Source organism: Planomonospora alba (genome assembly GCF_039534085.1).
Lineage (GTDB): Bacteria > Actinomycetota > Actinomycetes > Streptosporangiales > Streptosporangiaceae > Planomonospora_B > Planomonospora_B alba.
In genome coordinates this window covers 81254-98602 of the sequence record NZ_BAAAUT010000014.1, presented here as the reverse complement: position 1 = coordinate 98602, position 17349 = coordinate 81254, and the positions used below count along the sequence as shown (strand labels likewise).

Sequence of the window (17349 nt, the reverse complement as noted above, 5' to 3'; positions counted from 1 at the left end):
GAGTCACAACACGGTCCTACCGGGCAGGCAGGATGGTTCCCGACACCTCGCCGAGGGTGATCACACCTCCGTCCGGGCCCGGCGCGGTCGCGCTGATCACCACCGTGTCGCCGTCCTCCAGGAAGGTGCGGACCGACCCGTCGGAGAGCTTGAGCGGCTCGGCGCCGTTCCAGGTCAGCTCGATCAGCGAGCCCCGCTGGCCGGGCTCGGGGCCGGAGACCGTACCGCTGGCGAACAGGTCGCCGACCCGCAGGCAGGCGCCGTTGACGGCCATGTGGGCGAGCATCTGGTCGGGCGTCCAGTACATCTCCCGGTACGGCGGGCGGGAGACCACCTCGCCGTTGAGCCGGACCTCCAGGGTCAGGTCGAGCCCCCAGTCCCCGTCGCGCCGCAGGTAGTCCAGCGGCTCGGGATCCTGCGCCCGGCCCGGCACGCGCGCGGCGGCCAGCGCCTCCAGCGGGGTGATCCACGGAGAGATCGAGGTGGCGAAGGATTTACCGAGAAAGGGACCGAGCGGTACGTACTCCCATGCCTGGATGTCGCGGGCGCTCCAGTCGTTGACGAGCGTCACCCCGAAGACGTGGTCGGCGAAGGCGCCCGGCCGCTCACCCGGCGCGGTCGGGCCGCCCACGACGAAGCCGAGTTCCGCCTCGATGTCCAGCTTCACCGAGGGGCCGAAGACCCCGGCGCCGCGCTGCCCCGACGGGCGGACCACCGGGGTCCCGGAGACGACGACGGTCCCGGCCCGGCCGTGGTAGCCGACCGGCAGGTGCCGCCAGTTCGGCTTCAGCGGCTCCTCGTCCGGGCGGAACATCCGGCCGAGGTTCGAGGCGTGCTCCAGCGAGCAGTAGAAGTCGACGTAGTCGGCGACCTCGAACGGCAGGTGCAGCGTGACGCGGTCGAGCGGGATCAGGTGGGGCTCGACCGCGACCGGGTCGGTGCTCAGCTTGCGCCGGATCAGCTCCCGGGTGTCGCGCCAGGCGGTCGCCCCCCGGGCCAGGAAGGCGTTGAGCGAGCCGGTGGCGAACACCTCGTCGTGCAGCGCCTCGGTGAGGTCGAGTACGCGGTCGCCGTACCGGACGCCGACCCGGGGGGTGCCGTCGCCGATCCGGTCGGTCCGGGAGAAGACCCCGTAGGGCAGGTGGTCGAGGCCCCAGGCGCCCGCCGATGTCACGCGTCCTCCTCGTCGATCAGGCCGAGGGCCCGCAGGTCCTCGACGGGGGTGGCGGTGTTGCACGAGCCGTAGGAGACCAGCAGCTCCCGGGCGCGCCGGGCGGTCTCCTCCGGTACGGCGCGCGCCCGCCGTACCAGCTCGCCCACGTCCGTCAGCTTCAGCACCGGGACCGGGTCGCGCCCCTCGACCGCCGCGCAGACCGCCAGGACGAGGTTGACGAAGCCGTGCCGGTCGACCCCGAGCGCCGGGTCGAAGTGCCGGACCGCGTGGTGCAGCCCGGCCGTGGCCTTGAACGGGACACCCTGGCGGACGCAGAAGGAGACGAAGGCGCCCAGGTCGTGGGCGCTGGGGAAGGACTCCGGCTCGCTCCCGCCGCACCGGATCTTCAACCCGACGCCCTCGGGCAGGTGGACGGGGAGCTGGGCCGCGGTGACCTCGACGAACTGGCGGGCCTTGACCTCCAGCGGGGGCCCGTCCGGCAGTTCGAGGCGTCCGGAGGCCGTCTCGAACGGCGCGCCCGGCATCTCGACCAGCTCGACGTCCAAGCCGTCGAGCGGCGGCAGCTCCTCGGTGTCGAGGATCAGCCCGAGCCGGAGCGGGAAGCCCTCATCCGCCAGGTGGACGCGGAGCACCGGCAGGCGGCTGGACGGGCACAGGAAGCGGTGGGTGAGCACCGGGCCGCCCTGCTCCAGGTCGGCCCGGTGCCGGGCCAGGGCCTCGTCCATCGGCAGCGCGGTGGGCGGGAAGAGGCCGGCGTCGTCGACGAGGTCGTGGAAGAGCCTCATCGCGACCACGTCCAGGCGTAGGCGGGGTCCTCGACCGACAGGGCGGCGGGGCCGAGGTCGAGCGGGCGGAAGGTGTCGATCATGACGGCCAGCTCGCTGGTGCGGGTGTGCCCCTGCCGTACGGCTTCCAGCACGGCCTCGACCGCGCCGGGCTGCGGGCCGTGGGTGAACCCGGCCGGGTGCAGCGAGACCGAGCCGACGTCGATGCCGGAACCGCGGCGCGCGCTGTAGTCGCCGCCGGCGTAGAACATCAGCTCGTCGGAGTCGACGTTGTGGTGGTTGTACGGGATGGGCACGGCCTCCGGGTGGAAGTCCAGCGGCCGGGGGCAGAAGGAGCAGATCACGAAGTTCGGGCCCTCGAAGGTCTGGTGGACCGGGGGCGGGGCGTGGATGCCCTTCACGATCGGCTCGAAGTCGTTGATGTTGAACGCGTAGGGGTACAGGCAGCCGTCCCAGCCGACCACGTCGAAGGGGTGGTTGCGGTAGACCAGCCGGGTCAGCCCGCCGCGCGTGCGGACCAGCACCGGCACCTCCTCGCCCTCGGCGGTCAGAGGCTCGGACGGGGCGCGCAGGTCGCGCTCGCAGTAGGGCGCGTGCTCCAGGAACTGGCCGTACTTCGACAGGTAGCGCTTGGGCGGGCGGATGTGCCCGGCGGCCTCGACGACCAGGGCGGTCACCCGGCCGCGGGGCACCCAGCGGTGGATGGTGCCGGTCGGCACGACCACGTAGTCGCCCTCGCCGGCCTCCAGCGCGCCGTAGGTCGACTCGAAGGTCACCCGGCCGCCGGCGATGTAGACGCACTCGTCGCCCATGGAGTTGCGGTACAGGCCGCTGGGCGCCTCGGTCGCGGCGTAGGACAGGCGGACGTCGGCGTTGCCTGCCAGCAGGGCGCGGCCGGTGACCAGGTCGCCGCCGTCCGGCAGGTCCTGGGTGCGGAAGTGGCGGGGGGAGAGCGGCAGGTTGGGCGTCAGGACGGCCGCCTCGGACGGCTCGACGGCCTCGGCCTTGATGATCGCCGTGGGGAGGTGGCGGTGGTAGAGGAGCGAGGAGTCACTGGAGAACCCCTCCTCGCCCATGAGTTCCTCGGCGTACAGCCCGCCGTCGGGCCGCCGGAACTGAACGTGCCGTTTGCGGGGTACCTCCCCCACGACGCGGTAGTACGGCATGCGCTTCTCCCAAGATTGTCCGTTTATCGGACGTATGTGTCCTCTATACGAACAACCTTCCGCCACCGCGCCGGGGATGTCAAACCTCCCCACGGGCGCGTGACGGGTTCCCCCGCGGGCCGGCCCGCGCGCCGCAGCGGCGGTCCGACACCGTCCGGGATCGTGGACCGGGATCGTGGAGCGGGGACGGCGGGCCGTACGCTGCGGCGAGGACCCGGTCGGCGGGAGGGGCGTCCGCCACGGGCCGGGACCGGAGTCCCCCGGTGACCTGCGGGCCGCCCCCGGCCGGTCGCCCGAGGTCCCCGGCCGGTCAGCCGAGGACGAGGCCCGCCAGGCGGCCGAGGGCGACCGAGGCGGCCACGGCGGCGAGGGCCAGGCCGATGGAGAACAGGCAGCCCGTCCCGCCGTCCCAGCGCTTGCGCGGCGCGGGCTCCCGGTCCGGGCCGAACCAGATCGGCCGGGGTTCGAGCGCCAGGAACAGGAGCGCGCCGACCTGGCCGACGGTGAACAGCCAGAACCACGCCCAGCGGTTGCCCAGCCGGGGCGTCGAGCCGAGCATGACGAGGAAGGCCGCCACCCACGCCGCGCCGATCCACCCGCCGGCGCGGCCGGGGACGTCGAACGGCCAGTCGGGCAGGAAGCCCCCGCCGTCCGGCTCGCCCTCCCGCTCCGGGAACACCGACGGGCTCCCGCCGAGGTCGCGGTGGAGCCGCGCGACCGGGTAGACCGCGGGGCCGTCGCCCACCGGCAGGCCCTGGACCTCGCGCCAGGCCAGCGGCCCCTCCGACCACGTCAGGTGGAAGACGTCACCGTCCTGCTCCCGGTAGGCGGCGTGGGTGACCCGGCCGGCCCCGGCCGCGACGCGGAACTCCTCCAGGGTGCGGTCGGCCGGGAACGCGCTCAGCGCGGAGATCAGCGCGCCCCAGAGCAGGGGCGCGAGCAGCACGACCCGCACGGTGATGCCCACGGCCCACCACGGCGTGCGCGCCCGCTCCGGTGTCATGCCTCCTTCCTACTCGACCGCGGCCCATCGGGGTTGACCCGGTTGTCCGGATCACGGATTCCGCGATGACCCATAGGGTGCCGCGTCCGGAGGCCGACACCGGGACCGGCCGGGAGACGCCGGCTGCGGGCCGCTTCCCGGCCGGTCCCGTTCCCCGCGGGTCCCGGTGTCAGCGCAGGGTGGCGAGGAAGTCCCGCAGGGCGGCGGTGACCTCGTGCGGGCGCTCCAGCGGCGGCAGGTGGCCGGTGTCCGGCAGGTCGAGGCGGCGGGCCCCCGGGATGCCGCCGGTCAGCAGGTCTGCCACCTCCTGGATGCCCGGCACGTCGGCCAGGCCGTTGACCACCAGCGTCGGCGCCCGCACCTCGCCCAGGCGGCCCTTCGCCGGCGGGTCGAGGTGCCGCTCGGTGGCGGGCGGGCCGCTCCAGAGCCGGGTGAACGCGCCCCGGCACATCTCCACGGCCGCCTCCCAGACCTCGGGGGCGAGATCCTCCCGGCCGCGCCCGGGACCGGCGACCTGCCAGAGCACCTGGGCCCGGGCCATCGCCGCGGCGTCGGCGGGGTCGACCGGGACCTCCTTCGCGCGGTAGCGGGCCAGCCGGTCGGCGGGGACGGCGGTGTGCACGCGCTCGCGGGCCTGCGCGACCATCTCCGGCGGCCACGCGTGCCCGGTCAGGCCGGAGGCGATCGGCACCAGCCCGGCCACCCGGTCCGGGGCGGCCAGGGCGGCCTCCACCGCGTACGCGCCGCCCATCGAGCAGCCGACCAGCACGGCCCGCTCCACCTCCAGCGCGTCCAGCAGCGCCAGCAGGTCCTCGTGGTGGGCGAAGTCCCCCTCGGCGTCGCCGGACCCGCCGTAGCCGCGCCAGTCGTAGCGGATCACCCGATGGCCCGCGGCCAGCGCCCGGAACTGGTGCTCCCACATCCGCCGGTCGGCGATCGCCGCATGCACGAACACCACGGCCGGTCCCCGCCCGGCCTCGTCGAAGGCCAGCCGTACCCCGTTGCAGTCGATCACGCCCATGTTCGCAATCTAGTGCGGGACATCTCGCTCGAACCGGGCGTTCGCCTCCGGCGCACCGCGTCGCGGGGCCGGAAAACCGTTTGTGCGTCGGGTGCGCGCCGCCTAGCGTGGGCCGCATGTCTGCTTCGTGCCATGGGCCGGTCTTCTTCATCCGCATCCGCCGCAGCCCGGCTCCGGGCCGGTAGGAAGGCGGACCGCTTCTTCCTGCGCGTGCCCCGGGGCCTGCCGAGACCTCATTCCTCTCGGACCCCGAAAGGGCATCACTGTGGCGCAGTCCTTCGCACACGGAAACCATTCACACACCCAGCGCAAGATCCGCGGCGGCTCCGGCCGCACCGGCGGCCGCACGGCCCGCGACCGGGACCGGCGCGTCCTGTCGCAGAACTTCCTGGCCGATCCCGAGGCCGTCGCCCTGGTCGTGGCGGCCACCGGCCGTCATGACCTGGTCCTGGAGCCGGGCGCCGGGGAAGGCGTGCTGACCCGGGCGCTCGCCCGCACCTGCGGCCAGGTCGTCGGCTACGAGATCGACCCGCTGCTCGCCGGGAAGCTGGCCGCCCGGACCTCGGGCGGCGGGCGCGTCCGCGTCGTCCGCGGGGACTTCCTGGCCGCCCGCGCGCCGCGCGAGCCGTTCGCGGTGGCCGGGAACATCCCCTACGCGATCACCTCGAAGATCGTCGACTGGTGCCTGCGGGCGCCCGCGCTCACCTCGGCCACCCTGGTGACGCAACTGGAGTACGCGCGCAAGCGCACCGGCGACTTCGGCCGCTGGAGCATGCTGACCGTGCTGACGTGGCCCTGGTACCGCTGGGAACTGGCCGGCCGCATCGGCCGCGAGGCGTTCCGGCCCGTCCCGGCGGTCGACTCCGCGATCCTGCGGATCGAGCGCCGGGCGGCGACGCCGGGGCGTGCTGTTCCCGGCGAGGCGGTGCCCGGGACGGCCGGGCCCCGGGAGACCGCCGGACCCGGCCTGCCCGGTTACCGGGACTTCGTCGAGTACGGCTTCACCGGGCTGGGCGGCTGTCTGCACGCCACCCTGCGGCTGCGGTACCCGGCGGATCGGGTCGAGGCGGCCTTCACCGCAGCGGGCGTCGACCCGGGCACGGTCGTCGCCCACGTCCACCCCGACCGCTGGCGGGTCCTCTACGAGCATCTGCACGGGTGACCGTCCGGCCGGGGCCGCACCACACGGCCCCGGCCGTACGGTCCGGTGTCCGGAGCCGGGGCCGCATAGATCCTTTTCCGGGAAGCGCACCTCCTGAGACCGCCGAGACCGTGCACTTCCCGGAGAACGATCATCCGTTGACCTGCCGTCTATATCTTGATATCAAGATGATTGACGTCAAGATATGGATGGAGGCCGGGATGCTGCACCATGTCCAGCTGGCCTGCCCGCCCGGGAGCGAGGACGCCTCGCGGGAGTTCTATGGGGGTGTGCTCGGGTTCACCGAGATCCCCAAGCCTCCGGCGCTCGCCGCGCGCGCCGGCTGCTGGTTCCGGGGTGACGGCTTCGAGCTGCACCTCGGTGTCGAGGACGACTTCCGCCCGGCGCGCAAGGCTCACCCCGGCATCCTGGTCCGCGACCTCGACGGCTGGGCCCGCCGCCTGGCGGACGCGGGATACCCGGTGACCTTCGCCGACGACGTCCCCGGCATGCGCCGCTTCCACAGCGAGGACTGCCACGGCAACCGCCTGGAGTTCGTCGAACCGTTCGGCTGAGATCGGCGAGTGGCGGACACGACCCGGTTCCCGGCTGCGGAGCCCGGGATGTTACCGGCTGCGTGAAGCGGGATCAGGCCAAGGCGTGGGCCAGGGCGGTGGCGGCGGTGACGACGCGGGGGCCGACCGCGCCGGGGTCGAACGGGGTGAAGGCGATCACGCCCACGGAGGCCTCCAGCCAGGGCAGGCCGGGGACGGGGGCGGCGATCCCGTGCGCGCCCTCCTGGAGCTGGCCCTCGGAGGCGACGTAGCCGGTCTCGCCCCGGCGCAGCGCCAGGATGGCCCGGCCCGCCGCGCCCCGGTCGAGAGGATGCCGGGAGCCCTCCCGGTAGGCGACGTGCATGTCCGTCCAGGACGGCTCGACCACCGCGACCGCCAGGGCGTCGTCGCCCTCGGCCACGGTGAGGTGGGCGGTGGCGCCGACCTCCTCGGCGAGCCTGCGCAGGGTCGGCAGGGCGCCCTCGCGCAGCAGCGGCTGCACGGCCCGCGCTAGGACGAGCACGCCGAAGCCCAAGTGGACGCGGCCGTCGCCATCGCGGCGGACGAAGCCCTCCCGCTGCAGGCTGGTCAGCAGGCGGTAGACCGCGGGGCGGCTCAGCTCCAGCTCGGCCGCGATCTCGGTCGGGGTGCGCCCCCTCAGCTCGCCGGCGAGCAGGCGGAGCAGGCGCAGGCCGCGTTCCAGGGTCTGCGAGGACTCGGCCATCAGCCCGCCCGCCGGATAGGAGACATGTCCTCGATTATCACGGTGGCCGGACCCCGCTCCCGACACCGGGCCAGGGAAGGGCGGTGGCGGGTTGTCATGCCGGTAACAACCGGCACGGGGGAATGTGCGGGGGTTTGGCAAGAATCGCGTGTCATGCCTGCCGTAGCTTGCTAGGTCCCTGCACTCCGGCGAGGGGACCTTCGACCATGAGCGAGCCGTTGATCGCCCGTGTCGCGCGGTGGGCGAGCGAGATCCCGGACGCCCCGGCGTACACCTTCCTGGACTACTCGGCCGGCCGCGACGGGGTCCGGCACACGCTCTCCTGGTCCGCGGTGGACCGCAAGGCCAGGGCGGCGGCCGTACGGCTGCGCGAGGTCGCGCAGCCCGGGGAGCGGGCGGCGATCCTGGCTCCGCAGGGACTGGAGTACGTCGTCGCGATGCTCGGCGCGCTGTACGCGAGAGTGGTCGCGGTGCCGCTGTTCGCGCCGGACCTGCCCGGCCACGCGGACCGGCTGGTCCGGGCCTACGCCGACGCCGACCCGGTCTGCGTGCTCACCACGGTCCCCGCGCTGGAGGCCGTCCGGGCGTTCCTCGACGGGCACGGCGGGGAGTCCGTGCCGCGCCCCAAGCAGATCGTCACCGTCGACACCGTCTCCGACCTGCTCGCCGACGAGTGGGAGCCCGAGCCGATCGGCGCCGCCGACCTGGCCTACCTGCAGTACACCTCCGGTTCCACCCGCGCCCCCGCCGGGGTCGAGATCAGCCACGGCAACGTCACCGCCAACGCCGAGCAGCTCTGGACGGCCTTCCGCGCCACGCCCCGCGTCTCCACGGCGGCGCTGTGGCTGCCGCTCTTCCACGACATGGGCCTGATCGCGACCGTCGCCGCGCCGATCGTCGGCGGCAACCGGTCGGTCTTCATGGACCCGGTGGCGTTCGTCATGCACCCGGTCCGGTGGCTGCGCATGCTCAGCGAGTTCGACGACGTGTTCACCGGCGGCCCCAACTTCGCCTACGAGTACACCGCCAGCCGCGTCACCGAGGAGGAGAAGGCCGCGCTCGACCTGTCCGGGGTGGTGGTCATGCTCAACGGGGCCGAGCCGCTGCGGGCGGGCACCGTCCGCCACTTCTCGGAGGCGTTCGCCTCCTGCGGGCTCCGCCCCGAGGCGCACACCCCGGGGTACGGCCTGGCGGAGGCGACGGTGTTCGTCACCGCGATGGACCGGGACCTGCCCGCGCGGACCACGCCGTTCGACCGGGAGGCGCTGGCCGCGGGCCGCGCCGTACCGGTCGCCGCCGCGGACGGGAAGGAGGCAGCCGAGCTGGTCTCCTGCGGGACGCCGACCGGGCAGCGCGTCAGGATCGTCGGCCCGGACGGCACGGCCAGGCCCGACGGCGAGGTCGGCGAGATCTGGATCCAGGGGCCGAACGTGGCGCGGGCCTACTGGCGCGACGAGGAGCGCAGCGCCGAGGTCTTCGGCGGCGTGCTGGCGGGCGAGGACGGGACCTGGCTGCGCACCGGCGACCTGGGCGTGGTCCACGAAGGAGAGCTCTACGTCACCGGGCGGATCAAGGACCTGATCATCGTCGACGGGCGCAACCACTATCCGCAGGATGTGGAGGCCACCGTCCAGGAGGCCGACCCCGCCGTCCGCCGGGACCACGTGGCGGCGTTCGCGGTGCCCGGTGAGGAGACCGAGCGGCTGGTGGTGGTCGCCGAGCGGTCGCGCAGGGCGGAGGGGCGCGACCCGGCCGAGATCGCGGCCAACGCCCGGGCCGCCGTGGCGAGGCGCCACGACCTGCGGCTGCACGAGTTCGTGCTGGTCGAGGCGGGCGCCGTACCCCGCACGTCGAGCGGGAAGATCGCGCGCCGCGCGTGCGCCCGGGCCTACCTGGACGGGGCCTTCACGGCCTCCGCGTCCGGGTCCGCGCCGTCTTCTCCGCCGTCCGGCCCGCCGCCCTCTCCGCCGCCCGGCCGGTCGGACGGGCCCGCCGGGGGCACCGGCGCCGGATCCGGATCCGGGGACGCCGGCGCCTGATGTTCGAGACGCTGGGGCGGATCGTCTACCGCGGGCGCTGGTCCATCCTGGCGCTCGGGACGGCCTTCGCGGTCCTGGCCGGGATCTTCGGCACGAGCCTGTTCGGCCGGATGGCGGACGGCGGGTTCGAGGACCCGGACGCGGAGTCGACCGCGGCCGCGCGCTGGAGCCGGGAGTGGTTCGGCGGCAGCTCGCCCGACGTGGTCGTGCTCTACACGAACCCGCGCGTCGAGGCCGCGGACGAGCGGTTCGAGCGGGACGTGCGGGCCGCGCTGGACGCGCTGCCCGCCGAGCACGTCGCCGAGGTGGTCACCTACTGGGAGACCGGGGCCAAGGAGCTCGTCTCCGCGGACGGGCACTCCACCTACGCGATGGTCGGCCTGCGCGGCGAGGAGCGGGACAAGCAGCGCCGCTACGAGGAGATCAAGGGCGCGCTCCGCAGCGCCCCCGCCGGATACGCCGTCCGGATCGGCGGCGAGGTCCCGCTCCTGGCGGACCTCAACACGCAGACCGCCGAGGACCTGCGGCAGGCCGAGATGATCTCGATGCCGGTCCTGCTCGTCCTGCTCGTCGTCGTCTTCGGCAGCCTCGTGGCCGCCGGGCTCCCGCTCGTCGTCGGCCTGCTGTCGGTGCTCGGCGCGCTCGCGCTGCTGCGGCTGCTCACCGAGGTCACCGACGTCTCCGTCTTCTCGCTGAACGTCGTCACGATGCTCGGCCTCGGCCTGGCCGTCGACTACTCGCTCTTCGTGCTCGGCGCCTTCCGGGAGGAGATCCGCCGGGGGGCGCCCGCGGAGGCGGCCGTGGTGCGGACCATCGCGACGGCCGGGCGGACCGTCGCCTTCTCCGGGCTGACCGTGGCCACCGCGCTCTGCGGGCTGCTGCTGTTCCCGCAGATGTTCCTGCGCTCGATCGGGCTGGGCGCGGCCGCGGTGGTGCTGGTCGCGATGGCGGCGGCGCTGGTCGTGCTGCCCGCGCTGCTGGCCGTGCTCGGGCGCAGGGTCGACGCGCTCGACGTGATGCCGGACTTCGGCGGGCGGCGCGGCGGGACCTGGCACGCGATCGCCTCCAGCGTGATGCGGCGCCCCGTCGTCTACCTGGTCGGGGTCGGCGTGCTGCTGTCCGCGCTGGCCGCGCCGTTCCTGCACGTGCGGTTCGGCGGCGTGGACCACCGGGTGCTGCCCGAGCACTTCGAGAGCCGCCAGGTCGCCGAGCGGATCGACCGGGACTTCGCCAGGAACGCCCTGTCGCCCATCGAGGTCATCGTGCTCGTCGAGCGCGACCTGGTCGGGCCGATGACCGCCGCGGTGCCGGGGGCGCTGCCCTCGGAGGTGGGCGGGCGCCCGGGACCGGTCGGGGTGGAGAACTCCGGGCCCATCCCGGTCACCGAGGTCGGCCCGCTGGACGTGAAGGTCTTCGCCGACCGGCTGGCGGAGCTCGACCACGTCACCGGGGTCGACGTCACGGGGGTCTCCCAGGCCGGCGGCGCCGTACGGCTGGCGGTCCGCCACGACGGGGACCCGATGTCGGACGGGGCCCGCGCGCTGGTCGAGCGGATCCGGGCCATGGCGCCCGAACCGAACGTCCAGGACGTGGTCGTCGGCGGGGCCACGGCCGCCCAGCTCGACCTCCAGGCCAGCCTGGCGGGGACCCTGCCGTGGACCGCGCTCGTGGTCTGCCTGGTGACGGGCGTGCTGCTGTTCGCCGCGTTCGGGTCGGTGGTGCTGCCGGTCAAGGCGATCCTGATGAACGTCATGTCGCTGGGCGCGTCCTTCGGCGTGATCGTCTGGGCCTTCCAGGACGGGAACCTGGCCGGCGTCCTCGGCTTCACCCCGACCGGGACCGTCGAGGCGACGATCACCGTGCTGATCCTGGCGGTGGTGTTCGGCCTCTCGATGGACTACGAGCTGTTCCTGCTCAGCCGGGTGCGGGCGGAGTGGCTGCGGACCGGGGACAACACCGGGGCCGTGGCGGCCGGCCTGGAGCGGACCGGCGGGCTGATCACCAGTGCCGCGCTGCTGCTGCTGGTGGTCATCGGGGCCTTCTCCACGGCGGGGATCACGCTGGTGAAGATGCTCGGCGTCGGGATGTTCGTCGCCATCGTGGTGGACGCGACCCTGGTGCGGGCGCTGCTGGTGCCCGCGACGATGCGGCTGATGGGGGACGCCAACTGGTGGATGCCGCACTTCCTGCGCGGCCTGCACCGGCGGATCGAGTTCCGCGAGGACGGCCGCGGCCGCGGTCTGCACGGGCTGCCTCCCACGTACGTGACGGTGGAGCGGGAGGACTGGCCCACCGCCGGCTTCACTGCCGGCTCCACCGCCGGTCCCGTCGCCGGCGCGGTCGCCGGTTCCGCCGCGGCCGCGCTCACCGGACCGGCCGCGCTCACCGGACCGGCCACGGAACCGGCCGGCGCCGGGCAGCGGGCCCTCGCCGCCCGGCGCCGGGCGATCGCCCCGCCGCCGGACCGGCGGACCACCGCTCCCGCGGCGGCCGCGCCTCCCGCGCCTCCCGCACCTCCTCCGCCCTCCGCGTCCCCGGTGACCGGTGGGGCTCGCGCGGCCTCCCCGCCGCACACCGCCGGGCCTCCGGCTCCGCCCCCGGTGACACCGCCGTCCCCGGTGACACCGCCCGCCGGCCCGGGCACGCCGTCCGGTGCGCCGGCGTCCCGGCCCCGGCAGCACAGGTCGAACCCCTACCCGCTGCCACCGCTCCCCCTCGCCGGACCGGCCGCGGCCGCTCCTTCCGCGGCGGCTCCTTCTCCGGCCGCCGCGCAGGCCGGGCGCGGGACCGCTCCCGCGGGACCGGCGCAGCGCAGCAGGAAGGTCGTCAAGCCCAACCCGGACGGTCCCGGCTGGCACTGGGCGGAGGAGGGAGCGGTCCCCTCGCCGCCGCAGCCCCTGCTGACCGTCGAGGAGGCCGTGGGCGCCTCCGCCCAGCGGCCTCCGGCGCGCTCCCCGGCCCGTCCGATGCCGGAGACCGTCACGCCCTTCGTGCCGCCGCGCCCCGAACCGGTGCCGCCGGAGCCGGTGCCGCCGCCCGGGCCGGTGCCCTTCGCATCGCCGGATCCGGTGCCGCCGGGACGACGGGAGCCGGGGCGGCCGGAGCCGGGGCGGCGGGAGCCGGGGCGGCCGGAGCCTGCGGCTCCCGTGCCGCCGGGACCGGCGCCGTCCACCCGGAGGGAACCCGCGCCTCACGCCCGGAGCACCCCGGTGCTCAGCCCTCACCTCATCGACCGGCTGGAGCCGCCGCCGCGGCGGCAGGACGGCGAACCGGTCGTGCCGATCAACGGGCGTGCGCGGCCCGGGCCGGACCCGGCGGACGAGGTGGAACCCGGACCGCCACCTGCGCCCCGACCGGCACCGCGGCCCGAGCCCGCGTCCCGGCCCGCCGGCGGGCGGTGGACGCCGCAGGAGGAGCAGGCATGGATGCGGGAGCGGCCCGGAGGATGGATCCCCCTCGGGCGTCGGGTGACGCGGGTGGTGCGCCCCACCCCGGACGGCTCGGGCTGGACCTGGGCCGAGGTGGACGGATGAGCGGGCTCGCCGCCCGGCCCGCCGAGGGCACCGGTCCCGGCGGGGCGGCCGGGCGCGCCGGGCGCGGGCTGCTGCTCCTGGTTATCGGCCTGGCCGGGTTCGTGACGACCCTGGACAACACGGTCGTCACGGTCGCCCTGCCCACCCTCAGGACCGAGCTGAACGCCTCCCTGGCGGCGCTGGAGTGGATCGTCACCGGATACGTCCTCACCTTCTCCGGTCTGATGCTCGCCGGAGGCCGGCTGGCCGACGTCTACGGCCGCCGCCGGATCCTCGTCACCGGGCTCGCGGTCTTCACCGCGGCCTCGCTCGCCGCCGGAGCGGCCACCTCGGCCGGTGCGCTCGTCGCGGCCCGCCTCGTCCAGGGCTGCGGGGCCGCGCTGGTCCTGCCCGCCATGCTGGCCGTGGTCGCGGTGGCGGGCGGCGGCCGGGAGCGCTCGGCCGGCGTCGCCGTCTGGATGGCCTCGGGGGCGGGGGCGCTCGCGCTCGGCCCGGTCGTCGGCGGCTACCTCACCCAGCACACCCACTGGAGCTGGATCTTCCTGCTCAACGTGCCCCTCGGCGTGCTGTGCATCGCGCTCGCGCTGCTCGCCGTACCCGAGTCCCGCGACGAGGGCGCCGCCCGGGTGGACGTGCCGGGGGTCGCCGCCTCGGTCGTCGTGCTCTCGGCGGGCACGTTCGGGCTGACCTTCGCCGCGGAGCTGGGCTGGACCTCGCCGGTGATCGTGGCGTCCCTCGCGATGAGCGCGGTCGCGGCCGGGGTCTTCGCCGCCGTGGAGCGGCTGGGCCGGGACCCGATGGTGGACCTGGCGCTGTTCCGGGCGCGGGCCTTCACCGGCGGGGTGATCGCGCAGGTGCTCTGGGGACTCGGCGTCAACGGGGTGTTCTTCTTCACCGCGCTGTTCCTGCAGGAGGTGCTGGGCTTCAGCCCCACCGCCTCGGGGCTCGCCTTCGTGCCGCTGGCGCTGCTGGTCGCCGTGGTCACGCCGCTGGTCCCGCTCGCCGAGCGGCGGATCGGCGCGGCCCGCACGGTCGCGCTCGGACTGGTGCTGGTGGCGGGCGGCATGGTCGCGGTGGCGTTCCTGCGGCCGGGCGACGGCTGGGCCGAGCTGCTGCCCGCCGTGTGCGTGATCGGGATCGGCTCGGCGCTGACCATGCCGCTCGGCTCCGCCGTCCTGGGCGCCGTGCCCGAGGACCGGGCGGGCGTCGCGGGCGGCGTGTTCAGCGTCGCGCGGGAGACGTCGGGCCTGTTCGGCATCGCGGTCGTCGGGGTGATCGTCAACGGCTCCGCGAGCTTCACCGCGGGCTACTCGGCCGGCCTGCTGACCGCCGCCGCGCTGGTCTCCGCCGGAGCCGTCGTCAGCCTGGTGACGCTCCGGTGACGCCCCGCCCGCCGACGCCGGTCCGCCTCCGCCCGGCGACGCCGGCCCGTCCCCGCCTGCCGGGACCGGTCCGTCCACGCCTGGCGCGGAGGCCCGGATGAAGGTCGCGATCCTGGCGTTCGGCTCGCGGGGCGACACCCAGCCGTGCGCGGCGCTCGGGGCCGGGCTCGCCGCGCGCGGGCACCGGGTGACGGTGGTCGCGGCGGAGCGGTACGGCGCCCTGGTCGGGGAGGCCGGGCTGCCGACGAGCCCGCTCAGCGTGGACCCGGAACGGATCGTGGAGTCCGAGGAGGGGCAGGCGTGGCTGCGGAGCGGCCCGGCCGGGTTCGTCCGGGGCTTCCGCCGGGTCGTGGAGCCGCTCGCCGAGCGGCTCGCCGCCGAGGTGGACGCGGCCTGCGCCGGGGCGGACCTGGTCCTGGCCCCGGCGCTGGGCTGGTTCGGGCGGCACCTGTCGGAGCGGTACGGCATGCCGTACGCGCTGCTGCACTTCCAGCCGGGCGAACCGACCCGGGACTTCCCCAACCCGCTGGTCCCGCTGCGCACGCTGGGCCCGTGGGGCAACCGGGCCAGTTACGCGCTGGTGGAGGGGCTGAGCCGGGTGCTGCTGGGCCGGATGGTGGACCGGTTGCGCGGGCGGGTCCTCGGGCTCGGGCCGATGCGGGGCGACCCGTTCCGGCGGGCGCGGGCCGAGCGGGTGCCGGTGCTGTGCGGGGTGAGCCGGGCGGTCGTCGGACGCCCGGCCGACTGGCCCGCCCACGTCCACCTGACCGGCTACTGGTTCGCCGAGCGGGCCTGGAGCCCGCCGCCGGAGCTGGAGGCGTTCCTGGCGGCGGGGCCGCCCCCGGTCTACGTGGGCTTCGGCAGCATGGCCCCCGCCGACCCGGCCGCGACGGCGGGGACGGTGGTGGCGGCGCTGCGGGCGGCCGGGGCGCGGGGGGTGCTCCAGGGCCTGCCGTACGGCGGGGCGGACGACATGCTCGTGATCGGCGAGGCGGACCACGGGTGGCTGTTCCCCCGGACGGCGGCGGTGGTGCACCACGGGGGCGCCGGGACGACCGCGGCGGGACTGCGGGCGGGGGTGCCGTCGGTGGTCTGCCCGTTCTTCTCCGACCAGCCGTTCTGGGGTGCCCGGGTGGCGCTGCTGGGGGCCGGGCCGGCGCCGCCGCCGGCGCGGCGGCTCACCGCGGGTGCGCTGGCCGGCCGGGCGGCCGCCGCGCTGCGGGACGCGGGGATGCGCGGGGCGGCGGCCCGGCTGGGGGAGCGGCTGCGGTCCGAGGACGGGGTCGCGCGGGCCTGCGACATCCTGGGCGCGTGAGCGGGTCCGGAGCGGGGCCGCCGGGTCCGGTCCCCGGCCTTTCCTGACGGAACCTGTCCGGAAGCTGTTCGGGGAGGGGTGATCTCGGTAAGGTGCGGGGAGATCTTCTCGCCGGACAGATCAGGGAGTTTCACGACATGCGACTCAGGTTGCGGCGGACCGTCGCCGCCGGTTCGATGCTCGCTCTGCTCGGTGCCGTGGCTCCCGCGGCGGCCGCCTACGCCCAGGACGATCCGCGCAGCTGCCGTGACCTGCTGACGGCGGACGCCCCGGCGTACGTCCAGTGCCACTGGCTGGCCACCCCGGACGAGGCGCTGGGCGTCGCCCTGTTCTGGGGGGCGAACGACAACGCCAACCTCAAGGAGGCGACGCCGTACCCCGGGCAGTTCATCGACTGCTCGGCGCCCGGCAGCTCCTGCCCGACGCCGCCGGACGGCGGCGCCGAGGGCGACGAGAACTCCCCGCTGCCGGAGGACGCCGAGGACGGCGGCGCGCCCGAGTGCGAGACGGGCGGCGACCGGTGCGCGGTCGACGGGCACGACCAGGGCGGGGACGGCACGGACAACGGCTCCGAGACCGGCACCGGAGCCCGCACGACGGTGGCGGCGCAGACCACCGCGGCGCGGAGCGGTACGGCGCGGCCGGCCACGGCGGAGGAGGTCGCGGCGGCCGCGCAGACCCCCGCGGGCCGGGCCGTCACCACGGCGAAGGGCACCGGCCTGCGCGTCTGGCTCGACACCGAGCTGGCCGACGACTGGAAGGCGGGCGAGGAGGCCTTCGCCGCCGCGGTCAAGCGGATCGGCGCGCTGGCCGCGCGGCCGGAGGTGGCCGGGATCCGCTTCTCCACCCAGCTCGGCTACGACACGACGTTCACCACGCACGAGGAGATCACGGCCTTTGTGGCCGCGGCCTCCGCCGCGCTGCGCCAGGCCGCCCCCGGCAAGCAGCTCGGCGTGCACACGGTCGTGCCGGAGTTCGCCTGCGGCGCCGTCGAGGAGTGCAAGACGGAGATGGCCCGGCGGTACCCGCTGCTGGCCCCCGAGCGGATCGAGTCCTACCTGAGCACCGGCGCCGTCGACCAGCTCACCCTGGACGGCGGCCTGCTGCGCGGCGGCTACACCGCCTGGCGGATCGACGCGGGCACCGCGCAGCGCAACCAGTCGATCCAGCTGCGCGCCCGCGCCTGGGACGTGCTGGCTCAGATCGCCGCCGAGGAGACCGGGCTCGTCGGCGAGGTCGCCGCCGAGGAGGTCGCCGAGCGGGTCGCCGCCCCGCTCCGGGACGGCGGCGCCCAGCAGGTCAACCTCTGGACGCGCCTGCAGGACGCCCAGGGCGGCGTCAAGCACCTGACGGCCTGGGACGCGCTGAAGAAGCTCAGCCCGCTCCAGCGCCGGATGGCCGCCGTCTACGACCCGGCCGCGCCCGGGACGGACGCTGCCGCCGACCTGAAGAGGATCGCCGAGGTCTTCGGCCAGGTCTACCTCACCGTGGCCTGACGGGACCCGGGTCCGG

13 protein-coding genes are annotated in these 17349 nt (G+C 75.4%); 7 read left to right on the top strand and 6 right to left on the bottom strand.

Translation table 11 applies throughout. From position 1 onward, the window contains the following. Positions 1-16: 16 nt before the first annotated feature. The 5 genes from fahA to ABD823_RS10890 all read right to left on the bottom strand — a co-directional run bounded on the left by fahA (position 17) and on the right by ABD823_RS10890 (position 5149). On the bottom strand, positions 17-1174 hold the full coding sequence (gene fahA / locus ABD823_RS10910) for a fumarylacetoacetase (RefSeq protein ID WP_344858430.1): 1158 nt from the start codon (positions 1172-1174) through the stop codon (positions 17-19). Beyond that, positions 1171-1959 (bottom strand): hypothetical protein, encoded by a 789-nt coding sequence (locus ABD823_RS10905; RefSeq protein WP_344858428.1) that lies wholly within the window; start codon positions 1957-1959, stop codon positions 1171-1173. The genes fahA and ABD823_RS10905 overlap by 4 nt, the downstream gene beginning before the upstream one ends. After that, entirely contained in the window at positions 1956-3125 is a 1170-nt protein-coding gene (locus ABD823_RS10900; RefSeq protein WP_344858427.1) for a homogentisate 1,2-dioxygenase, read from the bottom strand. The genes ABD823_RS10905 and ABD823_RS10900 overlap by 4 nt, the downstream gene beginning before the upstream one ends. A 310-nt stretch (positions 3126-3435) precedes the next feature. Further along, complete coding sequence (locus ABD823_RS10895) at positions 3436-4128, bottom strand: hypothetical protein (RefSeq protein WP_344858425.1); 693 nt, start codon at positions 4126-4128, stop codon at positions 3436-3438. A gap of 169 nt (positions 4129-4297) precedes the next feature. Then, positions 4298-5149, bottom strand: a complete 852-nt coding sequence (locus ABD823_RS10890; RefSeq protein WP_344858424.1) for an alpha/beta fold hydrolase — start codon at positions 5147-5149, stop codon at positions 4298-4300. A 313-nt stretch (positions 5150-5462) separates the two neighbouring features. Between ABD823_RS10890 and erm the strand changes: the two genes are divergently transcribed. Both erm and ABD823_RS10880 read left to right on the top strand, forming a co-directional pair. Beyond that, entirely contained in the window at positions 5463-6311 is an 849-nt protein-coding gene (gene erm / locus ABD823_RS10885; RefSeq protein ID WP_425566590.1) for an ErmE/ErmH/ErmO/ErmR family 23S rRNA (adenine(2058)-N(6))-methyltransferase, read from the top strand. 167 nt (positions 6312-6478) lie between these two features. Next, positions 6479-6865, top strand: coding sequence for a VOC family protein (locus ABD823_RS10880; RefSeq protein WP_344858420.1), 387 nt, complete (start codon positions 6479-6481; stop codon positions 6863-6865). Positions 6866-6938: 73 nt separating this feature from the next. On the opposite strand, the gene ABD823_RS10875 is transcribed toward ABD823_RS10880, so the two are convergent. After that, entirely contained in the window at positions 6939-7568 is a 630-nt protein-coding gene (locus tag ABD823_RS10875; protein ID WP_344858418.1) for an IclR family transcriptional regulator, read from the bottom strand. Between the two features lie 206 nt (positions 7569-7774). Between ABD823_RS10875 and ABD823_RS10870 the strand changes: the two genes are divergently transcribed. From ABD823_RS10870 to ABD823_RS10850, 5 genes are all read left to right on the top strand, one after another. Beyond that, entirely contained in the window at positions 7775-9607 is a 1833-nt protein-coding gene (locus tag ABD823_RS10870; protein ID WP_344858416.1) for a fatty acyl-AMP ligase, read from the top strand. Continuing rightward, on the top strand, positions 9607-13140 hold the full coding sequence (locus ABD823_RS10865) for an MMPL family transporter (RefSeq protein WP_344858415.1): 3534 nt from the start codon (positions 9607-9609) through the stop codon (positions 13138-13140). The genes ABD823_RS10870 and ABD823_RS10865 overlap by 1 nt, the downstream gene beginning before the upstream one ends. After that, on the top strand, positions 13137-14522 hold the full coding sequence (locus ABD823_RS10860) for an MFS transporter (protein ID WP_344858413.1): 1386 nt from the start codon (positions 13137-13139) through the stop codon (positions 14520-14522). Before ABD823_RS10865 ends, ABD823_RS10860 begins: the two co-directional genes overlap by 4 nt. 97 nt (positions 14523-14619) lie before the next feature. Then, entirely contained in the window at positions 14620-15837 is a 1218-nt protein-coding gene (locus tag ABD823_RS10855; RefSeq protein WP_344858412.1) for a glycosyltransferase, read from the top strand. Positions 15838-15974: 137 nt separating this feature from the next. After that, positions 15975-17333 carry a hypothetical protein gene (locus tag ABD823_RS10850; protein WP_344858411.1) on the top strand — a complete coding sequence of 453 codons (1359 nt, stop codon included), beginning with the start codon at positions 15975-15977 and terminating at the stop codon, positions 17331-17333. Positions 17334-17349 lie beyond the last annotated feature (16 nt).

What these genes read in the sequence shown, in the direction of transcription:
- ABD823_RS10865 (WP_344858415.1), top strand. Translation starts at nt 9,607, where the DNA reads ATGTTCGAGACGCTGGGGCGGATCGTCTACCGCGGGCGCTGGTCCATC.
- ABD823_RS10850 (WP_344858411.1), top strand. Translation starts at nt 15,975, where the DNA reads ATGCGACTCAGGTTGCGGCGGACCGTCGCCGCCGGTTCGATGCTCGCT.
- ABD823_RS10890 (WP_344858424.1), bottom strand. Translation starts at nt 5,149, where the DNA reads ATGGGCGTGATCGACTGCAACGGGGTACGGCTGGCCTTCGACGAGGCC.
- ABD823_RS10855 (WP_344858412.1), top strand. Translation starts at nt 14,620, where the DNA reads ATGAAGGTCGCGATCCTGGCGTTCGGCTCGCGGGGCGACACCCAGCCG.
- ABD823_RS10875 (WP_344858418.1), bottom strand. Translation starts at nt 7,568, where the DNA reads ATGGCCGAGTCCTCGCAGACCCTGGAACGCGGCCTGCGCCTGCTCCGC.
- ABD823_RS10895 (WP_344858425.1), bottom strand. Translation starts at nt 4,128, where the DNA reads ATGACACCGGAGCGGGCGCGCACGCCGTGGTGGGCCGTGGGCATCACC.
- ABD823_RS10860 (WP_344858413.1), top strand. Translation starts at nt 13,137, where the DNA reads ATGAGCGGGCTCGCCGCCCGGCCCGCCGAGGGCACCGGTCCCGGCGGG.
- ABD823_RS10880 (WP_344858420.1), top strand. Translation starts at nt 6,479, where the DNA reads ATGATTGACGTCAAGATATGGATGGAGGCCGGGATGCTGCACCATGTC.
- ABD823_RS10900 (WP_344858427.1), bottom strand. Translation starts at nt 3,125, where the DNA reads ATGCCGTACTACCGCGTCGTGGGGGAGGTACCCCGCAAACGGCACGTT.
- ABD823_RS10870 (WP_344858416.1), top strand. Translation starts at nt 7,775, where the DNA reads ATGAGCGAGCCGTTGATCGCCCGTGTCGCGCGGTGGGCGAGCGAGATC.
- ABD823_RS10905 (WP_344858428.1), bottom strand. Translation starts at nt 1,959, where the DNA reads ATGAGGCTCTTCCACGACCTCGTCGACGACGCCGGCCTCTTCCCGCCC.